The organism is Amycolatopsis viridis (assembly GCF_011758765.1).
Lineage (GTDB): Bacteria > Actinomycetota > Actinomycetes > Mycobacteriales > Pseudonocardiaceae > Amycolatopsis_E > Amycolatopsis_E viridis.
The window spans coordinates 2,760,211-2,776,919 of record NZ_JAANOU010000001.1 but is presented as its reverse complement, the minus strand read 5'-3'; the positions used below and the strand labels follow the sequence as shown (position 1 = coordinate 2,776,919).

Annotated in this window: 16 protein-coding genes; 4 read left to right on the top strand and 12 right to left on the bottom strand. The window is 72.6% G+C overall.

Annotated features, from left to right (window positions below; translation table 11 throughout):
- Positions 1-18: 18 nt before the first annotated feature.
- The 5 genes from FHX46_RS13705 to FHX46_RS13685 form a co-directional block, all read right to left on the bottom strand.
- Positions 19-813 carry a carbon-nitrogen family hydrolase gene (locus FHX46_RS13705; RefSeq protein ID WP_167114093.1) on the bottom strand — a complete coding sequence of 265 codons (795 nt, stop codon included), beginning with the start codon at positions 811-813 and terminating at the stop codon, positions 19-21.
- Positions 810-1,466, bottom strand: a complete 657-nt coding sequence (locus FHX46_RS13700) for a GntR family transcriptional regulator (RefSeq protein ID WP_167114090.1) — start codon at positions 1,464-1,466, stop codon at positions 810-812. Before FHX46_RS13700 ends, FHX46_RS13705 begins: the two co-directional genes overlap by 4 nt.
- Positions 1,467-1,828: 362 nt before the next feature.
- Entirely contained in the window at positions 1,829-2,815 is a 987-nt protein-coding gene (locus FHX46_RS13695) for an L-threonylcarbamoyladenylate synthase (RefSeq protein WP_167114087.1), read from the bottom strand.
- Between the two features lie 134 nt (positions 2,816-2,949).
- Positions 2,950-3,420 carry a zinc-binding dehydrogenase gene (locus FHX46_RS13690; RefSeq protein WP_313886125.1) on the bottom strand — a complete coding sequence of 157 codons (471 nt, stop codon included), beginning with the start codon at positions 3,418-3,420 and terminating at the stop codon, positions 2,950-2,952.
- Positions 3,421-3,641: 221 nt separating this feature from the next.
- The gene (locus FHX46_RS13685) at positions 3,642-4,037 is read right to left on the bottom strand and encodes a winged helix-turn-helix transcriptional regulator (protein ID WP_167114084.1); all 396 of its coding nucleotides are present in this window, start codon (positions 4,035-4,037) and stop codon (positions 3,642-3,644) included.
- 110 nt (positions 4,038-4,147) lie between these two features.
- Between FHX46_RS13685 and FHX46_RS13680 the strand changes: the two genes are divergently transcribed.
- The gene (locus FHX46_RS13680) at positions 4,148-4,777 is read left to right on the top strand and encodes an LUD domain-containing protein (RefSeq protein ID WP_167114081.1); all 630 of its coding nucleotides are present in this window, start codon (positions 4,148-4,150) and stop codon (positions 4,775-4,777) included.
- 32 nt (positions 4,778-4,809) lie between these two features.
- Here the strand turns inward: FHX46_RS13680 and FHX46_RS13675 are convergent, their stop codons facing one another.
- The 5 genes from FHX46_RS13675 to FHX46_RS13655 all read right to left on the bottom strand — a co-directional run bounded on the left by FHX46_RS13675 (position 4,810) and on the right by FHX46_RS13655 (position 11,188).
- Entirely contained in the window at positions 4,810-6,102 is a 1,293-nt protein-coding gene (locus tag FHX46_RS13675) for an NtaA/DmoA family FMN-dependent monooxygenase (RefSeq protein WP_167114077.1), read from the bottom strand.
- A 22-nt stretch (positions 6,103-6,124) separates the two neighbouring features.
- Positions 6,125-6,970: an LLM class flavin-dependent oxidoreductase gene (locus tag FHX46_RS13670; protein WP_167114073.1), complete on the bottom strand. Its 846-nt coding sequence runs from the start codon at positions 6,968-6,970 to the stop codon at positions 6,125-6,127.
- A 48-nt stretch (positions 6,971-7,018) separates the two neighbouring features.
- Positions 7,019-8,269 (bottom strand): acyl-CoA dehydrogenase family protein, encoded by a 1,251-nt coding sequence (locus FHX46_RS13665; protein WP_167114070.1) that lies wholly within the window; start codon positions 8,267-8,269, stop codon positions 7,019-7,021.
- Positions 8,270-8,429: 160 nt separating this feature from the next.
- Positions 8,430-9,641 (bottom strand): GNAT family N-acetyltransferase, encoded by a 1,212-nt coding sequence (locus FHX46_RS13660; protein ID WP_208400141.1) that lies wholly within the window; start codon positions 9,639-9,641, stop codon positions 8,430-8,432.
- Entirely contained in the window at positions 9,638-11,188 is a 1,551-nt protein-coding gene (locus FHX46_RS13655) for an APC family permease (RefSeq protein ID WP_167114067.1), read from the bottom strand. Before FHX46_RS13655 ends, FHX46_RS13660 begins: the two co-directional genes overlap by 4 nt.
- A 521-nt stretch (positions 11,189-11,709) precedes the next feature.
- Here FHX46_RS13655 and FHX46_RS13650 point away from each other — a divergent pair.
- Complete coding sequence (locus tag FHX46_RS13650) at positions 11,710-12,255, top strand: L,D-transpeptidase (protein ID WP_313886124.1); 546 nt, start codon at positions 11,710-11,712, stop codon at positions 12,253-12,255.
- A gap of 19 nt (positions 12,256-12,274) precedes the next feature.
- Here FHX46_RS13650 and corA read toward each other — a convergent pair whose 3' ends face one another.
- The gene (gene corA / locus FHX46_RS13645; RefSeq protein ID WP_167114065.1) at positions 12,275-13,246 is read right to left on the bottom strand and encodes a magnesium/cobalt transporter CorA; all 972 of its coding nucleotides are present in this window, start codon (positions 13,244-13,246) and stop codon (positions 12,275-12,277) included.
- 158 nt (positions 13,247-13,404) lie between these two features.
- On the opposite strand from corA, the gene FHX46_RS13640 reads away from it, so the two are divergent.
- Positions 13,405-14,082, top strand: a complete 678-nt coding sequence (locus FHX46_RS13640; RefSeq protein WP_167114062.1) for a GNAT family N-acetyltransferase — start codon at positions 13,405-13,407, stop codon at positions 14,080-14,082.
- A 106-nt stretch (positions 14,083-14,188) separates the two neighbouring features.
- Positions 14,189-14,602, top strand: coding sequence for an STAS domain-containing protein (locus FHX46_RS13635; protein WP_167114059.1), 414 nt, complete (start codon positions 14,189-14,191; stop codon positions 14,600-14,602).
- Between the two features lie 31 nt (positions 14,603-14,633).
- Here FHX46_RS13635 and FHX46_RS13630 read toward each other — a convergent pair whose 3' ends face one another.
- Positions 14,634-16,637 carry an acyltransferase family protein gene (locus FHX46_RS13630; RefSeq protein WP_167114056.1) on the bottom strand — a complete coding sequence of 668 codons (2,004 nt, stop codon included), beginning with the start codon at positions 16,635-16,637 and terminating at the stop codon, positions 14,634-14,636.
- Positions 16,638-16,709: the final 72 nt, after the last annotated feature.

The following is a 16,709-nucleotide window of genomic DNA, read 5'->3' as shown; positions in this document are numbered from 1 at the left end:
CCGGTCACGACGGCCCGGTCACCGCACCCCGGCCAGGGGCCAGCGGCGGTCGGCGAGCACCGGGAATTCCGCGCGCACCCTGTCCACCACCGCGGGGTCGACGTCGCAGCACAGCACCTCTTCGCCCGCGCCCGCCTCGGCCAGCACCGTGCCCCACGGGTCCACCACGCGGCTGTGACCGCCGAGTTCCACCCCGCCGTCCTGGCGGCCCGCGGCGTTGACGGCCACCACCAGCACCTGTTCCTCCACCGCGCGGCACGTGGTGAACAGGCGCCAGTGCTCCCGCCGGGCGGCCGGCCACGCGGCGGGCACGACCACGGTCTGCGCACCCCGGTCGACGAGTCCGCGCCACAGTTCGGGGAAGCGCAGGTCGTAACAGGTGGTGGCACCGAACCTGCCGAACGGTGTCTCGGCGATCTCGAGCCGGTCCCCGGGGGTGAGCAGCTCGGCCTCCCGGGAGGCGTAGCCGAAGACGTGGATCTTGCGGTAGGTGTGCGCGATGGTGCCGTCCGGGGCGAGCAGGACGGCCGTGTTGGCGAGGCGGCCGTGCTGGTCGCGTTCGATGATGCTGCCGAGGTGCACGAAGGCGCCCAGTGCACGCGCCCACTCGCGGGCCACCGCCACGGTGGGGCCCTCCAGCGGCTCGGCACGCTCGGGATAACGGTCGAAGGCGAAGTAGCCGGCCGCCCAGAGTTCGGGCAGCACCACCAGGTCGGCACCACGCGCCTGGGCGACCAGCGAACCCGCGCGCACGCGCCGGTCCTCCGGCGACTCCTCGGGCGGGCTGGCCAGCTGGACCATCGCGATTCTCATGATTGCTCCTCCAGCCGCAGCGCGGCCATCGTGCTCGCCAGGTGCGCCGACAGCGCCTCGCCGGCCTTCGCCGGGTCACCGGACCGCAGGGTGTCGACGATCGCGGCGTGCTCGGCGAGCACCCGCGCCGCCCGGTCATCCCCGGTGCGCACGGCACGCAGGCCCATCCGCACCTGCCGGTCACGCAGGCCCTCGTAGAACTCCGCGAGCACCGCGTTGCCGGCCCTGCGCACGATCGCGCGGTGGAAGGCCCGGTCGCAGTCGATGAAGCCGACCGGGTCCTCGATCAGCTCCCGCTGCCGCTCGACCAGCCGGTCCAGCTCGCCGAGGAAGTCCTCGCCGGCCGGCAGGAGGCGGCGCAGGCACCAGTGTTCGACGAGCTCACGCGCCTCCATCACGGCGCGGACCTCGGCATCGGAGATGGGCGGCACGAACGCGCCCTTCTTCGGCACGATCTCCAGGAAGCCCTCCGCCTCCAGGCGGAGCAGCGCCTCCCGCACCGGCGTCCGCGAGGTGCCCGCCTCCTGCGCGACCTCGGACTCGGTCAGGAACGTGCCGCCGTCCCTCGGGAGCTCCGCGATGCGCTGCTTCAGGAAGCGGTACGTGACGTCCTGGGCCGAACGCCGCCGCCCACCTTCTCGTAAGCTCGTCATACAAGATGTATACATCTTGTCCACAACGGTGACAAGCACGACGTGCGGCATGATCGGCGGGTAGCTGGCACGACAGCAGCCGCCCGGTGCGCGGTGGTTCCTGCGCCACCCGCGACGCGGACGATCACCGCCCCAGCCGGACTCCGGCCAACGTCTGGAACCACTCCTCCGCGGTCGCCGGCGGCGAGATCCGGTCGTGCCCTGCGCGGCGATCACCGGACACCGCAGGCGTGCATCGGCTGACCCCGCGTCACACCTCCCACGCCGTGGCCGGTGCACCCAGCCGAAGATCTTCCACGACCTGGGGCTACGCCACGGCACGGCGGCGCCGCGACCGCCTCAGGACGTCCGGAGCGTGCCGGTCAGTCCGCGGATCGGGGCCCGGCGGCGCGGCGGAGCCGGTTGGCGATGGCGAGCCCGAGCCCCTGCTCCGGCGGCAAGGACGCGACGATCACGTCGCACCCCCGCTGGTCGAGTTCGCGCAGGAACCCGTAGAGCGTGCGCGCGTAGGCGGACATCGACCCGGGAACGGCCACCACCGCGTGCGCCCGCACCGGAGCGCCGGCCACGGCGGCGGGCAGCAGCACGCCGACCCGGTGCCCCTGTTCCTGCGCGAGCTCCGCTTCGGCGACGACCTGCCCGGGCTCGACGAGCACGACCCGCGCCCGCGGCGCGTAGTGCGACGGGTGCTGGCCCGGAACCCGGATGGGGCTCGCCGACGGGACGGCGAGCGGGCGCCCCAGCACCTCCTCGAGGTCCTCGCGCGTCACCCCGCCGGGCCGCAGCACGCTCGGGGTGCCGCCGGTGACGCCAGTGACGTCGATGATGGTCGACTCGACGCCGACCTCGCAGGGACCGCCGTCCAGCACGAAGTCGACCGCGTCGCCGAGCTCGGCCCGGACGTGCTCGGCGGTGGTGGGGCTGACGGAGCCGAACCGGTTGGCGGAGGGGGCGACAACACCTCCGCCGAAGGCCGACAGCAGCGCGAGCGCGACGGGATGGCCGGGCACGCGCACGGCCACGGTCTCCAGGCCGCCCGTCGCCTCCAGCGGCACCCGGGGCGCACGCTGCAGGACCATCGTCAGCGGACCCGGCCAGAAGCGCTCCGCCAGCAGACGCGCCGTGGCGGGCACGTCCTTGACCCAGTCGCCCAGCTGGTCCGCGCCACCGAGGTGCACGATCAGCGGGTGCGACGGCGGGCGGCCCTTGGCCTGGAAGACGCGCGCGACGGCCGCGGGGTCCTCGGCGTTGGCCGCCAGACCGTAGACCGTCTCGGTGGGGATGGCCACCAGGCGGCCGGCACGCAGCAGCCCGGCCGCCTTCTCGATGTCACTGGTACTCGCCGTCACGGGACCAATCCTCTCACCGGCGCGCCGGCCGGCCAGCCGGGCTCCGGTAGCACGCCGGGACCGCGGCGGGGAGCCCGGGTCGTCGAGGTCCCGCAGGCCGCACTCGCGCCGCCCGGCCGGCGCTGGTTTCCGGGTCAGGGGTGCAGGAGAGCTTTGACGGCACGGCGCTCGTCCATGGCGCGGTAGCCCTCGGCGACCTGGTCGAGCGGTAGTTCGAGGTCGAACACCTTGCCCGGGTCGATCGTGCCGCGCTGGATGCGGTCGGCGAGGTCGGGCAGGAAGCGCCGCACCGGGGCCGGGCCGCCGAGGAGGCGGACGTGGGAGAAGAAGAGCTCCTCCCCGGGCAGGCTGACTTCGTGGCCGACGCCGACGTAGCCCACCGAGCCGCCCGGCCGGGCCGACCGGATGGCCTGCATCATCGACTCCTGGGTGCCGACGGCCTCGATGACCGAGTGCGCACCCAGCCCGCCGGTCAATTCCTTGACCGCGGCCACACCCTCGTCACCTCGTGCGGTGACGATGTCGGTCGCGCCGAACCCGGCGGCCAGCTTCTGCCGCGGCTCGTGGCGGCTTCCCCCGGGTAGGGCCACAGGTCCGAGCCGCACCGGCACCAAGTGAACCGGACTCTCCCTCCGCAGCGCGGCTCCGGCTGCTGGCCGGCTGGGCGGCCACCGCCGAGACGATCACAGCGGGGTGAGCCCGGATGAATTGGGGCACGACAGCTGGCGGTGTATCACCGAGTCCCGTGTGGACGAAGTGGGCGTGCGGGAGCGACCCGGCAGCAGGTGTCCACAGTGGACCGACATCCGTCCCGCGGGGCCCGGCGTCAGGATGGTGCGTCGTAGGCGGCCCGGGCGCGATCGATGTCGTCGGTGTGCTCCAGTGCCCAGTTCATGAGGGCCCACGCCGTGTCGAGCAGGGTGTGGCCCAGCGGCGTCAGCTCGTAGTCCACACGAGGGGGAACCACAGGGTGGACGGTCCGGCTGACCAGGCCGTCGCGTTCGAGGGCACGCACGGTCGAGGTCAGCACGCGCTGGCTGATGCCGGGGATCCGGCGTTTGAGCTCGCCGAACCGCAGCGTGCCGCGCCCGAGCTCGGCGACCACCGTGAGCGACCACTTGTCGCCCACGCGGTCGAGCACGTCGCGCACCCGGCAGGTCCGGTCGTCGCGCCGCTCGAACACGCCGGCAGGCGTGGCACGGTCCTGCTCGTGCACGGTCATCGTTACCTCCGGCTCACTGAGGCAGGAAAAGGTGCCGTCTTCCGCCGGTGCCCAGCCTTCCCCAGAATTCGTTCCAGGACCACCCCGGTCCACAGGGTGAAAGGACACCGATGACCGTGCAGGCCCCTCCCCTCGACCCCGCCTTCGCCGGCCCCGCGCCGGCCGAACAGCTCGAGCGTGCCGCGAAGTCCCTGCTGGACCGCGGTTTCGCCGTGCACGTCGTGGACACGGTCGAGCAGGCGCGCGCCCTCGTCCGCACGCTGCTGACCGCCGACGAGACCGTGTTCACCGCCTCCAGCGAGACGTTGCGCATTTCCGGGATCGCCGCCGACATCGACGAGTCGGGTGACTACCGGTCCGTGCGGCGCGAGTCGGGCGCCGACGTGCGCGACGTGCACGCGGCGATCCGCCTCGGTGCCACGCCGGACGTGGTGGTCGGCAGTGTGCACGCGGTGACCGAGGACGGCCGGCTGGCGATCGCCTCCGCGAGCGGCAGCCAGCTCGCGCCCTACGCGTCCGGCGCACGGCGCGTGATCTGGGTGGCCGGCGCCCAGAAGGTGGTGCCGGACCTGGACACGGCGCTGCGCCGCATCCACGAGTACAGCCTGCCGAAGGAGTGGCGGCGGCTCGACGAACTCGCGGGCCAGACCTCGTTCGTCGGCAAGATCCTCATCGTCGAGCGCGAGGCGCTACCGGAACGCGGCACGGTGGTCCTGATCCGCGAGACGATCGGGTTCTGAGGACGGGCCGCTGCCGGCGCGGCCGCCCCGCCCTACGCGGAATCCGGGGTGGCCGCGGCCGCCCGGAAGTGCCCGCGCAGGGTGTCGGTCTGGTATTCGTGCCGGTAGAGCCCGCGCCGGCGGAGGATGGGCACCAGCTCGTCGGCAATCACCGCGAGCCCGTCGGCCAGCACGTCGGGCTGGAGGTTGAACCCGTCGATCGCGCCCGAGTGGAACCAGTCCTCGATGTGATCGGCCAGTTGCTCCGGGGTGCCGACGAAGCCCGCGTGCCCGGAGCCGGTGGAGCGCGTCTGCCGCAGGTATTCGCGCACGGTCGGGTTGGTGCGGCGGATCTGCGCGACGATCGACTCCCGGAAGCCCATGCTGCCCTGGAACGTCTGGGGGTCTGCCGGGGCGGCGAGCACCTCCTCCGGGAACGGTTCGTCGAGTTCGAGCTTCGAGGCGTCGTACCCGATCGACTGCGACAGCCACTGCACCGAGTACGCCGCGGGACCGGCGTCGTGGAGCTCGTCGTTGCGGCGGCGCGCCTCCTCCTCGGTGCTGCCCAGGCTCAGCAGCAGACCGGGCAGGATCTTGACGTCGTCGGGTGACCGGCCGTTGCCCCGGGCGAGGCGCTTGACGAGGCGGTAGTGCTCGATGGCCTTGTCCTTGGTGAGCTCGGCCGCGAACACGCCCTCGGCGACCCGTCCGGCCAGTTCTCGTCCCTTCGGGGAGCCGCCGGCCTGCAGGAGTACCGGCCGGCCCTGCCGCGACGGCGGCACGCGCAGCCGCCCCTCCAGCTGGAACAGGTCGCCGTGGTGGCGGATGTCCGCACCGGTGGCGGCCGAGTCCCAGAGCGCGCGCACCACGTCGACGAACTCCGCGGCGCGGTCGTACCGGTCGTCACGCAGCGGCACGTCGGGCAGGCCGAAGTTCCGCGCCGCATCCGCCCCGCGGGTGGTCACGATGTTCCACCCGGCGCGGCCACCCGACAGGTGGTCCCACGACAGCAGCCGCTCGGCGAGCTCGAACGGGTCGTTGAAGGTCGTGGACGCGGTCGCCACCAGCCCGATCCGCTGGGTGGCCGCGGCAACGTGGCCCCACGTCACGGTGGGCTCCAGGCGGATGGGGTTCGCGTCGTGCGCCGGATCACCCAGCACCGGGGCGTCGGCCAGGAAGACCACGTCCAGCGTGCCGCGTTCCGCGGTCCGGCCGATCGTCTCCCAGTACGCGGGGTCCACGAAGGAGTCCTTGCCCAGCAGCGGCGACTGCCAGGCGGCCGGCAGGTATCCCAGGACCAGCGCGTTGATGCCGAGGATCACGTGTCCGGTACGTCGGTCGGTCATGAGCAGCTCCTCCGGGTCGGGTTCACAGGGACGGGTGGGGCTGGGGCACCGGAAACGCAGCGCGCCCGTTCGCCCGGGGCGGTGGCGCCGCGAGCCCGAGGGCCGCACGCAACGGACCGGCGGCCAGGGGCCGGAAGTCGCCCGCCAGCAGCCGTTCGGCGGCCGTCAGCACGTCGTCGACGCTGTGCTCGGCCTCCGCGCGCAGGAGCACACCGGCGGTGCCGCGCGGTGGCCGCTCACCCAGCACCGCGACGGCCACGGCCCCACCCTCGCCGATGACCAGGTCGACGGCGTCCGGGGCGTCCGCGCTGCCGGACCACGCGATCACCGACGCACCGGTGGGCGGCTCGGGCACGGTCAGCGGTCCCGCGATCGGGAACTCCCCACCAATGTCGACGTGCACGATCTCGTTCGACCGCACCAGGATCCCGGTCTCCCGGTCGCCGATGATCGACTCGTGGGGCCAGCTCTGTTCGAGCGCCCGGACGGCGCGCGCCGCGTCGCGCGCCCTGGCCGCGGTCGCCCGGTCCGGCGCCGCGTAGGCGTCGCGGACACCGACGAGCAGTCCGCTGCGGCCTCGTGACAGGTGTCCGAGGGAGGCGACGCGCCGAGCGAGGTTGTAGGGGTGGTCGCGCTGCGGGCTCGCCACGATCAGGAACCGCCCCCGGGTGGTTTGGCCGGCCAGGGCGGCGCCGACGGCACTGCTGTCCAACGTCCGTGCGGCCGGCGGGCTGCCGTCGACCCGCTCGACGCCCAGAACGGTGAACGCCGCCGGCAGCGCGTCCCAGCGGGCGAGCAGTGCGGCGCTGCTGGTCAGCTCGACCAGGTGCGGCCCGGTGAGGCCGAGGGCGAGATAGGGAGCGGGCATCGGTGTTCCTTTCTCCAGGCACGTTTCGGTGCGGACGCCGGCGACGGGTCAATCGCCCTGGCCGCCGCGGCCGAGTGCGGCCAGGTCGGGAACCGGGTCCGTGCCGTTGACCAGCCAGTCGCCGAGGATGCGCGCCTTGTACACGCGCGGGTTGTGCGAGGCGAGCGTGCGCGCGTTGCGCCAGTGCCGGTCCAGCAGCAGGTTCTCGGACACCCCGGAGGCGCCGAGTGCGTCGAAGACCGTCGTGGTCGCCTGGAGCGCGGCATCGATGATCGCCAGCTGGGCCTGCGCCGTGGCGACCTCGGCCTCGAGCACGCGCCGTTCCCGTGCCGCCTCGTCTCCGGCCGCATGCGCCGCGGCCACCAGATCGAGCGTGCGCGACGACTCGTTCAACGCGGCCCGTGCGGTGAACGCGTGCACCGAGACCTGGCCGACGACCTGCAACAGTTGCGCGTCGGTGGCCGGCTTCGGCGACAGCGCCTGCGGGTAGTTGCGGGCGCGTGCCTTCAGCGCCGCGACCCCGTCCCGCAACACCGCGCGCGTGATCCCGGCCAGCACCGACAGCATCGCCGTCTGGTAGAACTGCCCCTGGTAGACGAACCGCTCCCGCGCCGGGAAGACGTCCCCGTCCTCGGCGGGGACGTCCCGGTAGTTCGCGGTGCCGCTCGCCGTGGTGCGCTGGCCGAAGCCGGTCCAGTCGTCGATCAGTTCGACACCCGGGTCGTCCCGGCGCACCAGCGCCGTCAGCACGCTGTCCCCCTCGCCTTTCCCGAGCACGTCGAGCCAGTCGGCGTACAGGCTTCCGGTGGCGTAGAACTTGGCGCCGTCCACCCGCCACCGGTCACCGTCCGCGCGCACCGTGGTCTTGAGGTCGGCGAAGGTGCCGTTGTTGGCTTCCGTCCACCCGCCGCCCACGAAGTCGCCGTCGAGGAACCGCCGGATCCACCGGTCGTTGGTCGCCGAGGGCGCCGCGTTCAGCCGGTCCTCCACGAACGCCAGGTGGTTGCGCCAGATGTGGGCGACGTTCGCGTCGGCCTCGGCCAGGTCGGCGAGCAGGGCGAAGGTCTGCTCGAGCGAAGCTCCGAAACCGCCGTGTTCGACCGGGATCCGCACCCGGCCCAGGCCCGCCTCCTTGAGCCACCGCACCTGTTCGTGGGGAAACACGCGGTTCTTCTCGCGCTCGACGTTGCCCTCCGCCACGCGGTCGAAGACCGGCTGGAAACGGGCGGAGAGCTGCGCACCCGACGCCGTGGCGGGGCGCAGGTAGGTGAGTGCGATGCGTTCACTGGTTGCGGTCATGATGCCTCTCTGGCGCGGGCGGATGCGATCGGGATCGCGGCGAACTGAGGAGATCCGGAGAATCGGTCCACAACGGACCGTGCCGTCGATCCGAATGTAATACCTCGGCGGAACTTTGCCGAGGACGCTCAGGAAGTGGGAAACACGTTGGCATCCGCACTCAGAACACGGTGCCGGAGAACGGCGATGTCGTGGTGCCGAACAGGATGTCCGCACGCCGCACCGCATCCGGATCGTGGACAGCGGCCCGGCCGGCGGCGGCCAGGTGCCGCCACCGGGTGCCACCGAGGTAGACGGCGGCCAGCGTCGCGACGTCGACAGTGAGATGCGGAGCGGCATCGGTGCGCGCCACGGTCTTCCGGCTCACCTCGAAGGTGCCGTTGTTGGCCTCCAGGAGCGCGTCGCTGACCCGGAGCACGACCGGTTCCTCGTCGCCCCGCGCGCGCTCGCGCAACGCGGTTTCCACATCGACGAGGCGCAGCCAGGTTTCATCGCGCTCGGGCCCCAGCTCCACCGACCGGCGATCGACGACGGCGAGCGGCAGCGGGTCGTCGAGCGCCAGCGATTCGATCGCGATGACATCCACCAGGTCCAGGGACAGCAGGTGCCGCCACAGCCCGGCCCGTGCCGAACCGGTGAGCGCGACGAAATCGGTCACGCTGACCGTCTTCTGCCGGCTGGTGAACCAGCCACCGGTGTCGAGGGGGTGGTAGACCGCGTACCCGTCGTCGACGCCGTCCGTGCTGTGCACGACGACGTAGTGCCGGACCGCGTCCGCTGCCCGGCCGATCTCCTGCAGCCTCCACCAGCCGGCCGGACGGCCGATCGCCCCCGTCCACGATGCACGGTCGTAGATCCCGGCGAGCGCCTCCGTCGTCACCGCCTCGTCGAGGAGCCGGACGCGGCCGCCCGGCGGCACCTCGGGGCGGAGTTCCGCGCGGCGCAGGTCCACCCGTGCGGACCGCGCCGACGTCGCGACCCCGTACCCGAACCGTTCGTAGATGACCGCCTCGGACGCGCGCAGCGACGCGACCACCTCGCCCCGCGCGGCGATGTCCTCCAGCTGCCGCGCGATGAGTCTGCTGAGGATGCCGCGCCGCCGGTGGGTCGGCAGCACACCGACGTGCGTGACCGCCGCGTGGGCCAGGCGAGCCGACCCCGGCACGGCGAGCCAGCTCCGGTACGAGTCGGCGCCGCCGACCACCTCGCTGCCGTCCAGGGCACCGAGGTAGCGTCCCCGCTCGGTCACCTCCATGGCGTCCACCTCGCGCAGCGGCAGCCCGACCATGGCCCTGAGGAAGACGCGGAAGCCGGCGGTGACCTCGTCACCGCTGGTCAGCGGCCGGATCTCGATGTCGTGCCGCCCGTTCACCGGCCGGTCCCAGTCTCGGGGGCCGCGGCGACGCCACCTGACGTGGCCGGACCGGGCTGAACCGTGCCGAGGATGCCGAGCCCGGCGAGCCGCGCCTGCTCCGGTTCCGACAGCGTCTGGATGGACCCCACCCTGGCGGCGACTTCGGGACGGGCCACCCGCAACCAGAGGAAGCGGACCAGCCCGGCCAGCAACAGCACGAGGAAGACGTAGGGCAGGTACCGGTAGGCGCCCGCCGGCGCCGGAACCAGGTTCTTGTAGATCACGTACAGGATGCCGAGGGTCGCGAGCACCGACAGCACGAGACTCCCCGGCGTCAGCGCCCTGATCCGGCGGAGCCACAGCGGCGTGGCGATCGCCACGAGCAGATAGGCGAACAGGTATGCGTAGCTGGACACGACGCTGACGTAGACGTCCCACTGGAACCGGCCGATGGAGGTCACGGTGCCGATCAGCCCGATCACGAACCCGACCAGTCCGAGGAGCGCGATGGCTGTGTGCGGCGTGCGGAACCGCGGGTGCACGCGGCCCAGCCCGCGCGGTAGCGCACCCTCCCGGGCCAGGGTGAACAGGCTGCGGGCGCCGGAGTTGAGGACCGCCGAGGAGAACACGATCATCGCGGTGCCGAGCGACAGGTCGACGGCGTAGGTCACCCACCCGACCCCGGCGTTGCGGGCCACCACCGGCAACGGAGTGCTGTCGGTGCCGAGTTGTTCGGGCCCTTGGAAACCGAGCACCTCGGGGTAGGTGGCCAGCAGGTACAGCACCGCCAGCCCGATCACCAGGCGCAGAATCGCGCGCGGGACGTTGCGGTGCGGATCGCGTGCTTCGTGCCCGAGAGCGGCGGCGCTTTCGAATCCGGCGTAGGACCCGACGGCCGTGACCGCGGCGATCAGGGTGCTGCTCTGCCCCAGATGTGCCAGGTCGAACTGCCCGGCATCGATGCGCGCGCCGTAGGTCAGGTACGACGCGACCAGGATGACCGCGATCGCCAGGAGGGAGACGACTTCGAATCCCAGCCCCAGCTTCACCGAGACGCTCACGCCGCGGAGCGGGATGTACAACGCCGCGGCGGTCGCCAGCACGAGGAGCAGGATCTTGAACAGCAGGTGGTCGGTGGGCAACCCGACCTGTTGCAGGAACGAGTTGAAGTACAGGACCGCACCGAGTACACCGCCCGCAGCGAAACCGATGTAGCCGAGGATCAGCGCCCACCCGGTCACGAAAGCGGCGACCGGGCCGAGACCGTTGCCCGCGTACGTGCCGAGCGAACCGGACGAGACGGTCCGGCGCGCCTGCAGCGCGATGACGGTCGCGACCAGGTACACCAGTGCACCACCGATGATCGCCGCCCAGAGGGCGCCCTTGCCGCCGACGAGGAACAGGGAACCCGGCACGCTCGCGATCGCGACACTCGGTGCCGCGGCGGCCAGCCCCTGAGCGAAAACTCCCAGTCCCGACACCGCACCGGCGCGCAATTCGCGCTCCGGGGGATCGAGAACGGCGGGGCTGTGCAACGTTCTCGGGATGGATCCTTCTGCAGTCATGGAAAAGACCGCCTCCTGGTGGGGAAAACGACATGGGGGAACCTGGCGGGTTTCGCCGGGAAGGACGAAGCGCCCGGCGAAAAACGTGTGGGACAAAAGGAAACTGGCAGCTACGCCACGAAGAACCGGTGCGCGCTCAGCAGCACTCGGCAGGTCAGTGACACAGGGAACCGAAGAGCCGGCAGAGGTCGATGTACCGCCTGCCGGCCAGGGCGACTGCCTGGGACATGATCGCGACAGTAGTTGACGGCACCAGGATCGACCAGCAATCCGGCCAGGCGCCCACTGGGTGAAACAGGCGTTGTCCACGGACCGTGCCGGGCTGGCTTCCGCTCCGCTGTCCGTGGCGGGCGGCCGGGCCTCCGGCACTGCGTCCGGCCGTCAAGGCCCCGGCCGTCGCCGACGCCGATCGCACGCGACGGAGGTGCCCGGCCCGCACACCCTTCGGTGAAAATTCACCCGAAGTCGTGGATATCAGGTGAATCACGGACGAACCGGGCCGCAGCCGATACAGTGCGTCCGTGGCTTCGCTCCGGATCACCGGCGGCCGGCGGTACGCGGCATGCTGGGCGGTGATCGCCGCGGTCGCGGTCCTGTCCGGCTGGGCGGTGCTGGCGGCCGCGCCCGCGGGGACCGTCCTGTCGCCCGCGCCGCGGCCGGTTCCACGGCCGCTGCCGGCGGTCAGCGCTTTCTCCCCCGGCCCGCGCACCGAGCTGTGCCCCGACACCGCCCGGGCCTGCGTCGACGAGGACCGGCGGGTCGGCTGGCTGCAGCGCGACGGTGAGATCACGCACGGCCCGGTGCCCGTCATGCCGGGCACCGCCGACGCGCCGGACTCGGTGGCCACCCCGCGCGGCGTCTTCCGCGTCTCGTGGAAGGACGCCGACCACGTCAGCGCCGAGTTCGGCGACCCGATGAACCACGCGGTGTTCTTCGCCCCGGGCGGGATCGCCTTCCACGAAGGCAGTCTGGACACCCCGTCCCACGGCTGCGTCCACCTCTCCGCGCGGGATGCGGCCCTCTTCTACGACGCCCTCCCGGTCGGCGCTCAGGTGGCCGTGTTCTGACCCTCCGCGGAATCCGGTTTCAGAGCCAGTCCCGCCGCCGGAACATGACGTAGAGCGCAGCGGAGAGCACCACGATCACCGCGGTGGACAGCCAGAAGCCCCACGGCTGCCCGAACCCGGGATAGGGCACGTTCTGACCGTAGAAGCCGGTGATCGCGGTCGGCACCGCGATGATCGCGGCCCAGCTGGTCACCTTCTTCATGATCATGTTCAACCGGTTGCCCTGCAGGCTCAGCTGCGTTTCGCGGATCGTGGTCACCAGGTCCCGCAACGATTCCGTCCACTCCGACGCGCGCAGCACGTGGTCGTAGACGTCCTGGAAGTACGGCATCAGCGCCTCGTCGACGAGGTGGTGGTCGCGCCGCATGAGCGAGTTCACCACCTCGCGCATCGGCAGCACGAACCGCCGCAGCGACACCAGGCTCTTGCGCAGCCGCAGGGACCGGCGCTGCATGCCGGTGTGGTCCACGTGGTCGGCGAACACGCCGTCCTCGAGCTCCTCGATCTGGTCGTCCATCGCCTGCACCGCATCGAAGTGGGTGTCCACGATGTAGTCCAGCAGTCCGTACACCAGGAAGCCGGTACCGCTCTTGGTGAGATCGTCCGAGCCGTCCCAGCGCCGCACCACCTCCTCGATGTCGAAGCGGTCGTCCTTGCGCACGGTCACCAGAGCACGGTCGGTGATGAACGCGGCGAGCTCGCTTTCGGTGAGGGTCCCGGTTCCGGTGTCCAGCCGCACGGCGTAGGCGGTGAGGAACGAGTGGCTGGAGTAGCGGTCCAGCTTGGGCCGCTGGTGCTCGGACACGGCGTCCTCGACGGCGAGGCGGTGCAGGCCCAGTTCCTCGCTGATGGTGGCGAGGTCGGCCGCGGTCGGCTCGGCGAGGTCGAGCCACACCACCGTCGCCGGATCCTGCAGGTAGTCGGACAGTTCGGCCGCGGGGAAGTTCTCGGCTTCGAGAACGCCGTGGCGGTAGACGCGGGTGCGGGCCATGGCGCTCACGCTAGGCGGTGCGCGCCGCGGCCGCGCACCAGCCTGCCGCCGCGCCGGAAACCGCTTACCGCCCAGGGGTTCCGGGCCGCGCGTGCAGCAACGGGACGTGGCTCACGTGGACGGCCGGGAGCGGGGCCGTGACCGGTACCGTCGGGAGCGTGGATCTGCCCCTGGACAACCCGGCGTACGCGTCGCTGACCGGTCCGCACGCCCGGTTCGCCGAGACCCACGGCGGCGCGGTGCGGTACCAGCCGGCGGTCTCGCCGTGGGCGGGTGTGCCCGGCACCGCGGACGACACCGCGTGGAAGGACCTCGCCGAGCTGGCCGGGCCGGGCGGGGTGCTCTCGCTGCCCGCACCGCCGCTGCCGCCGCCCGTGGACTGGACCGTCGAGCGGGTCGTGCCCGGCGTGCAGCTGGTGGCGGAGACGGTGCGGACCGCGCCGGATCCGGAGGCCGTGCGGCTGACCGAGGCGGACGTGCCCGAGATGCTGACCCTCGCCGCGCGCACCCGGCCCGGGCCGTTCCTGCCGCGCACCGTGGAGCTGGGCACCTACCTCGGGTTCCGGCGGGCGGGACGGCTGGTGGCGATGGCCGGCGAGCGCCTGCACCCGCCCGGGTACACCGAGATCAGCGCCGTCTGCACCGACGCCGCGTTCCGCGGGCAGGGCCTGGGCACCCGGCTGGTGCTGGCGGTGGCACACGGCATCGCCGCACGCGGGGAGACCCCGTTCCTGCACGCGGCCGCGGCGAACACCGGCGCCGTCCGGCTCTACCGGGCGCTGGGTTTCCGGCTCCGCCGCGACGTGGATTTCGTCTCCGTGCGGGTGCCCGGCTGACACAGTTCGCCCACCCGCGTGACCACCTGCGATCTGGTGCATTCCGTGCGAGGGTGATTACCCTACGAGAAGAGACCTGGCCAGACCGGCCGACGGGAGGAGAGTCATGACTCACCCGGCGCGCAACTCCACCGGTGCCGCGAGCAGGGCGGCCCAGCACGGGCCGCAGGTGCCCGCGCCACGCGCCGCGCCGGGAGCCCTGCGCCTGCAGGTGTTCTGGCCGGTCCCGGGGGTCGCGGTGCTGAAGGTCGCGGGCGACATCGACGCCGCCACGGCGGCGCCGCTGAACCGCGCGCTGGAGGAGCTGACCGCGCACCGGCCGCGCGTTGCCGTGGTCGACCTGTCCGGGGTGGACTTCCTCGGCTCCACCGGCCTGGCCGCGCTGGCGCACGCCGGCGAACGGGCCGACGTCCGGGTGGTCGCGCCCACGCGGCGGACGGCGCGGCCGTTCTCGATCACCGGTCTCGACCAGCTCCTGCCGGTCTACGCCAGCCGCGACGAAGCCCTCAGCGCCTGCTGAGCGGGGCGCAGCCGATCACCCGGACGACGGATCAGGCAGGCGCCGGCGGCTCCGGGTCCGGCGGCCCCAGCGCGGCGTCGATCGCCTGCTCGACGATGGTGTCCATGGTCCTCAGGTAGGTCGCCCCGACGTGGTTGTCGTCGAGGTAGACCAGCACGTTGCCGATCACCGGCGGGCACACGGCCCGGTCGCAGTAGTAGTCGCTGAAATCCACGAACTTCACGTCCGGCGGGACGTCGTCGAGGAAGAGCCACGGCGGATCGTCCGCGTAGAACTCGGCACGCGGCGGGTTGCACTCCGGTGCGTCCGCGCCGCGCAGCTCAGCGCACTCCGACGGCGCGTAGTCGTAGCGCGGGTTGTCCCGCACCGCGAGCACCGGGATCCCGGCGGCGGAGATCTTCCGCCACTGCGCGACGAACCCGGGTGGCGTCCACTCGGTCAGCCCGGCCCGCACGTTGCGGGTCGCGGTGGTGAACACCGCATCCGGCCGCAGGTCGAGGATCTCGTCGGCGGCCGCGGCGTTCCAGTCGCGGCACACCTGGTCGTCCGGGTCGATCTCGGACTCGGTGGAGAACGGGCAGCCACCGCGCGACATGACCACGAGCTGCCAGTTCCGCCGCTGCGCCACCGGTTCCAGCGCCGCGACGAACTGGGTGGGGTGCGAGTCACCGACGACGACCAGGGTCTTCTCCGGCGGGCCGTCCGGGGTGCTGGTGCACACCTGGAGTTCGCCGCCGCGCGGGGAACTCGCGCAGTGGTCGATCCAGGCCCAGTCCCGCGGCAGCTCCAGCGGCGAGGGCACCGGTGCCACACCGGCGGCACCGCGGTAGACGAACCCGGGCGTGCGGGCCAGCGCACCCGGGTGGTCCAGACCACCGGCGGCGGGCGCACCGGAGCGGGCGAGACCGGTGATCTGCCAGGCCCCGGCGGCGGCGAACACCGGGATCATCGCGAGCACGGCGAAGCGGTAGGCGCCCCGGTCGGCGAGCGGCGAGCGGCGCACCGGCGCCTCGACCAGGTGGTGCGTGACCACCGCCAGGGCCAGCGACAGGCCGACGACGAACGCGCCACCGAGCGGGCCGGCCTCGCTCCGGCCCCGGTACACCAGGTAGAGCACCAGCACCGGCCAGTGCCACAGGTACAACGGGAAGCTCATCCGGCCGAGCCAGGTCAGCGGCCGGGCGGTGAGCAGCCGGTCCGCACCGGCCGGACTGCCGGTCGTGCCGGCCAGCAGCACCAGCGCGGCCGCGGCGACCGGCCACAACGCGGCGACACCCGGGAACACCGTCCCGACCTGCAGCACCAGCCCGCAGGCGACGAGCCCGGCGACGCCGAGCCAGCCGGCTGCGATCCGCAGTGGCCGGGGCAGGGCGATGGCGTCGATGGCCAGCGCGAGCAGGCCGCCGAGCGCGAACTCCCAGATCCGGGTCAGCGCGGAGAAGTAGGCCACCGGCTGGTCGGCCGCGGTCAGCCACACCGAGTACGCCAGCGACCCGGCGGTGACGGCGAGCAGCACACCGGTCAACGCGCGGCGCAGGCGCCCCCGCGCCGCGTACGCGACGGCAGCCACCAGCAGCGGCCACACCAGGTAGAACTGCCCCTGGATGGACAGCGACCAGAAGTGCTGCACCACGCTGGCGTCGCTGTGCCGGGCGAAGTAGTCGGTGGCGTTCGCCGCCAGCTGCCAGTTCTCCAGGTAGAGCGCGGCGGCGAAGACCTCCCGGATCGTGGGGAACCAGCGGGACTGCGGCAGCACCAGGGCCGCGGCCGCGATCACCACGAGCAGCACGGCGAGCGCGGCGGGGAACAGCCGGGTGATCGCGCGGCGCCACAGCGCGCGGATCTCGATGCGCCCGCGCAGCCCGGCCCGGAACAGCTGCCCGGTGATCAGGAACCCGGTGAGGAAGAAGAACACGTCGACGCCGCCGGAGATCCGGCCCAGCCACACGTGGTAGACGACCACCAGGACGCAGGCCAGCGCACGCAGGCCCTCGACCTCGGGGCGGAACCGGGCAGGCAGGTCGGGCGAGGTCATCGGCACCTTCCTGGTCGGCCTTCCTGGTCCGCCCGAGATTACCCAGCGCCGGCGGGGGGCCGGGTTAGGGTC

Excerpts from the sequence above, each read along its gene's own strand:
- FHX46_RS13685 (WP_167114084.1), bottom strand. The coding sequence starts at position 4,037 with ATGACCGTGCACGAGCAGGACCGTGCCACGCCTGCCGGCGTGTTCGAG.
- FHX46_RS13680 (WP_167114081.1), top strand. The coding sequence starts at position 4,148 with ATGACCGTGCAGGCCCCTCCCCTCGACCCCGCCTTCGCCGGCCCCGCG.
- FHX46_RS13635 (WP_167114059.1), top strand. The coding sequence starts at position 14,189 with ATGACTCACCCGGCGCGCAACTCCACCGGTGCCGCGAGCAGGGCGGCC.
- FHX46_RS13675 (WP_167114077.1), bottom strand. The coding sequence starts at position 6,102 with ATGACCGACCGACGTACCGGACACGTGATCCTCGGCATCAACGCGCTG.
- corA (WP_167114065.1), bottom strand. The coding sequence starts at position 13,246 with ATGGCCCGCACCCGCGTCTACCGCCACGGCGTTCTCGAAGCCGAGAAC.
- FHX46_RS13630 (WP_167114056.1), bottom strand. The coding sequence starts at position 16,637 with ATGACCTCGCCCGACCTGCCTGCCCGGTTCCGCCCCGAGGTCGAGGGC.
- FHX46_RS13670 (WP_167114073.1), bottom strand. The coding sequence starts at position 6,970 with ATGCCCGCTCCCTATCTCGCCCTCGGCCTCACCGGGCCGCACCTGGTC.
- FHX46_RS13655 (WP_167114067.1), bottom strand. The coding sequence starts at position 11,188 with ATGACTGCAGAAGGATCCATCCCGAGAACGTTGCACAGCCCCGCCGTT.
- FHX46_RS13705 (WP_167114093.1), bottom strand. The coding sequence starts at position 813 with ATGAGAATCGCGATGGTCCAGCTGGCCAGCCCGCCCGAGGAGTCGCCG.
- FHX46_RS13700 (WP_167114090.1), bottom strand. The coding sequence starts at position 1,466 with ATGACGAGCTTACGAGAAGGTGGGCGGCGGCGTTCGGCCCAGGACGTC.
- FHX46_RS13665 (WP_167114070.1), bottom strand. The coding sequence starts at position 8,269 with ATGACCGCAACCAGTGAACGCATCGCACTCACCTACCTGCGCCCCGCC.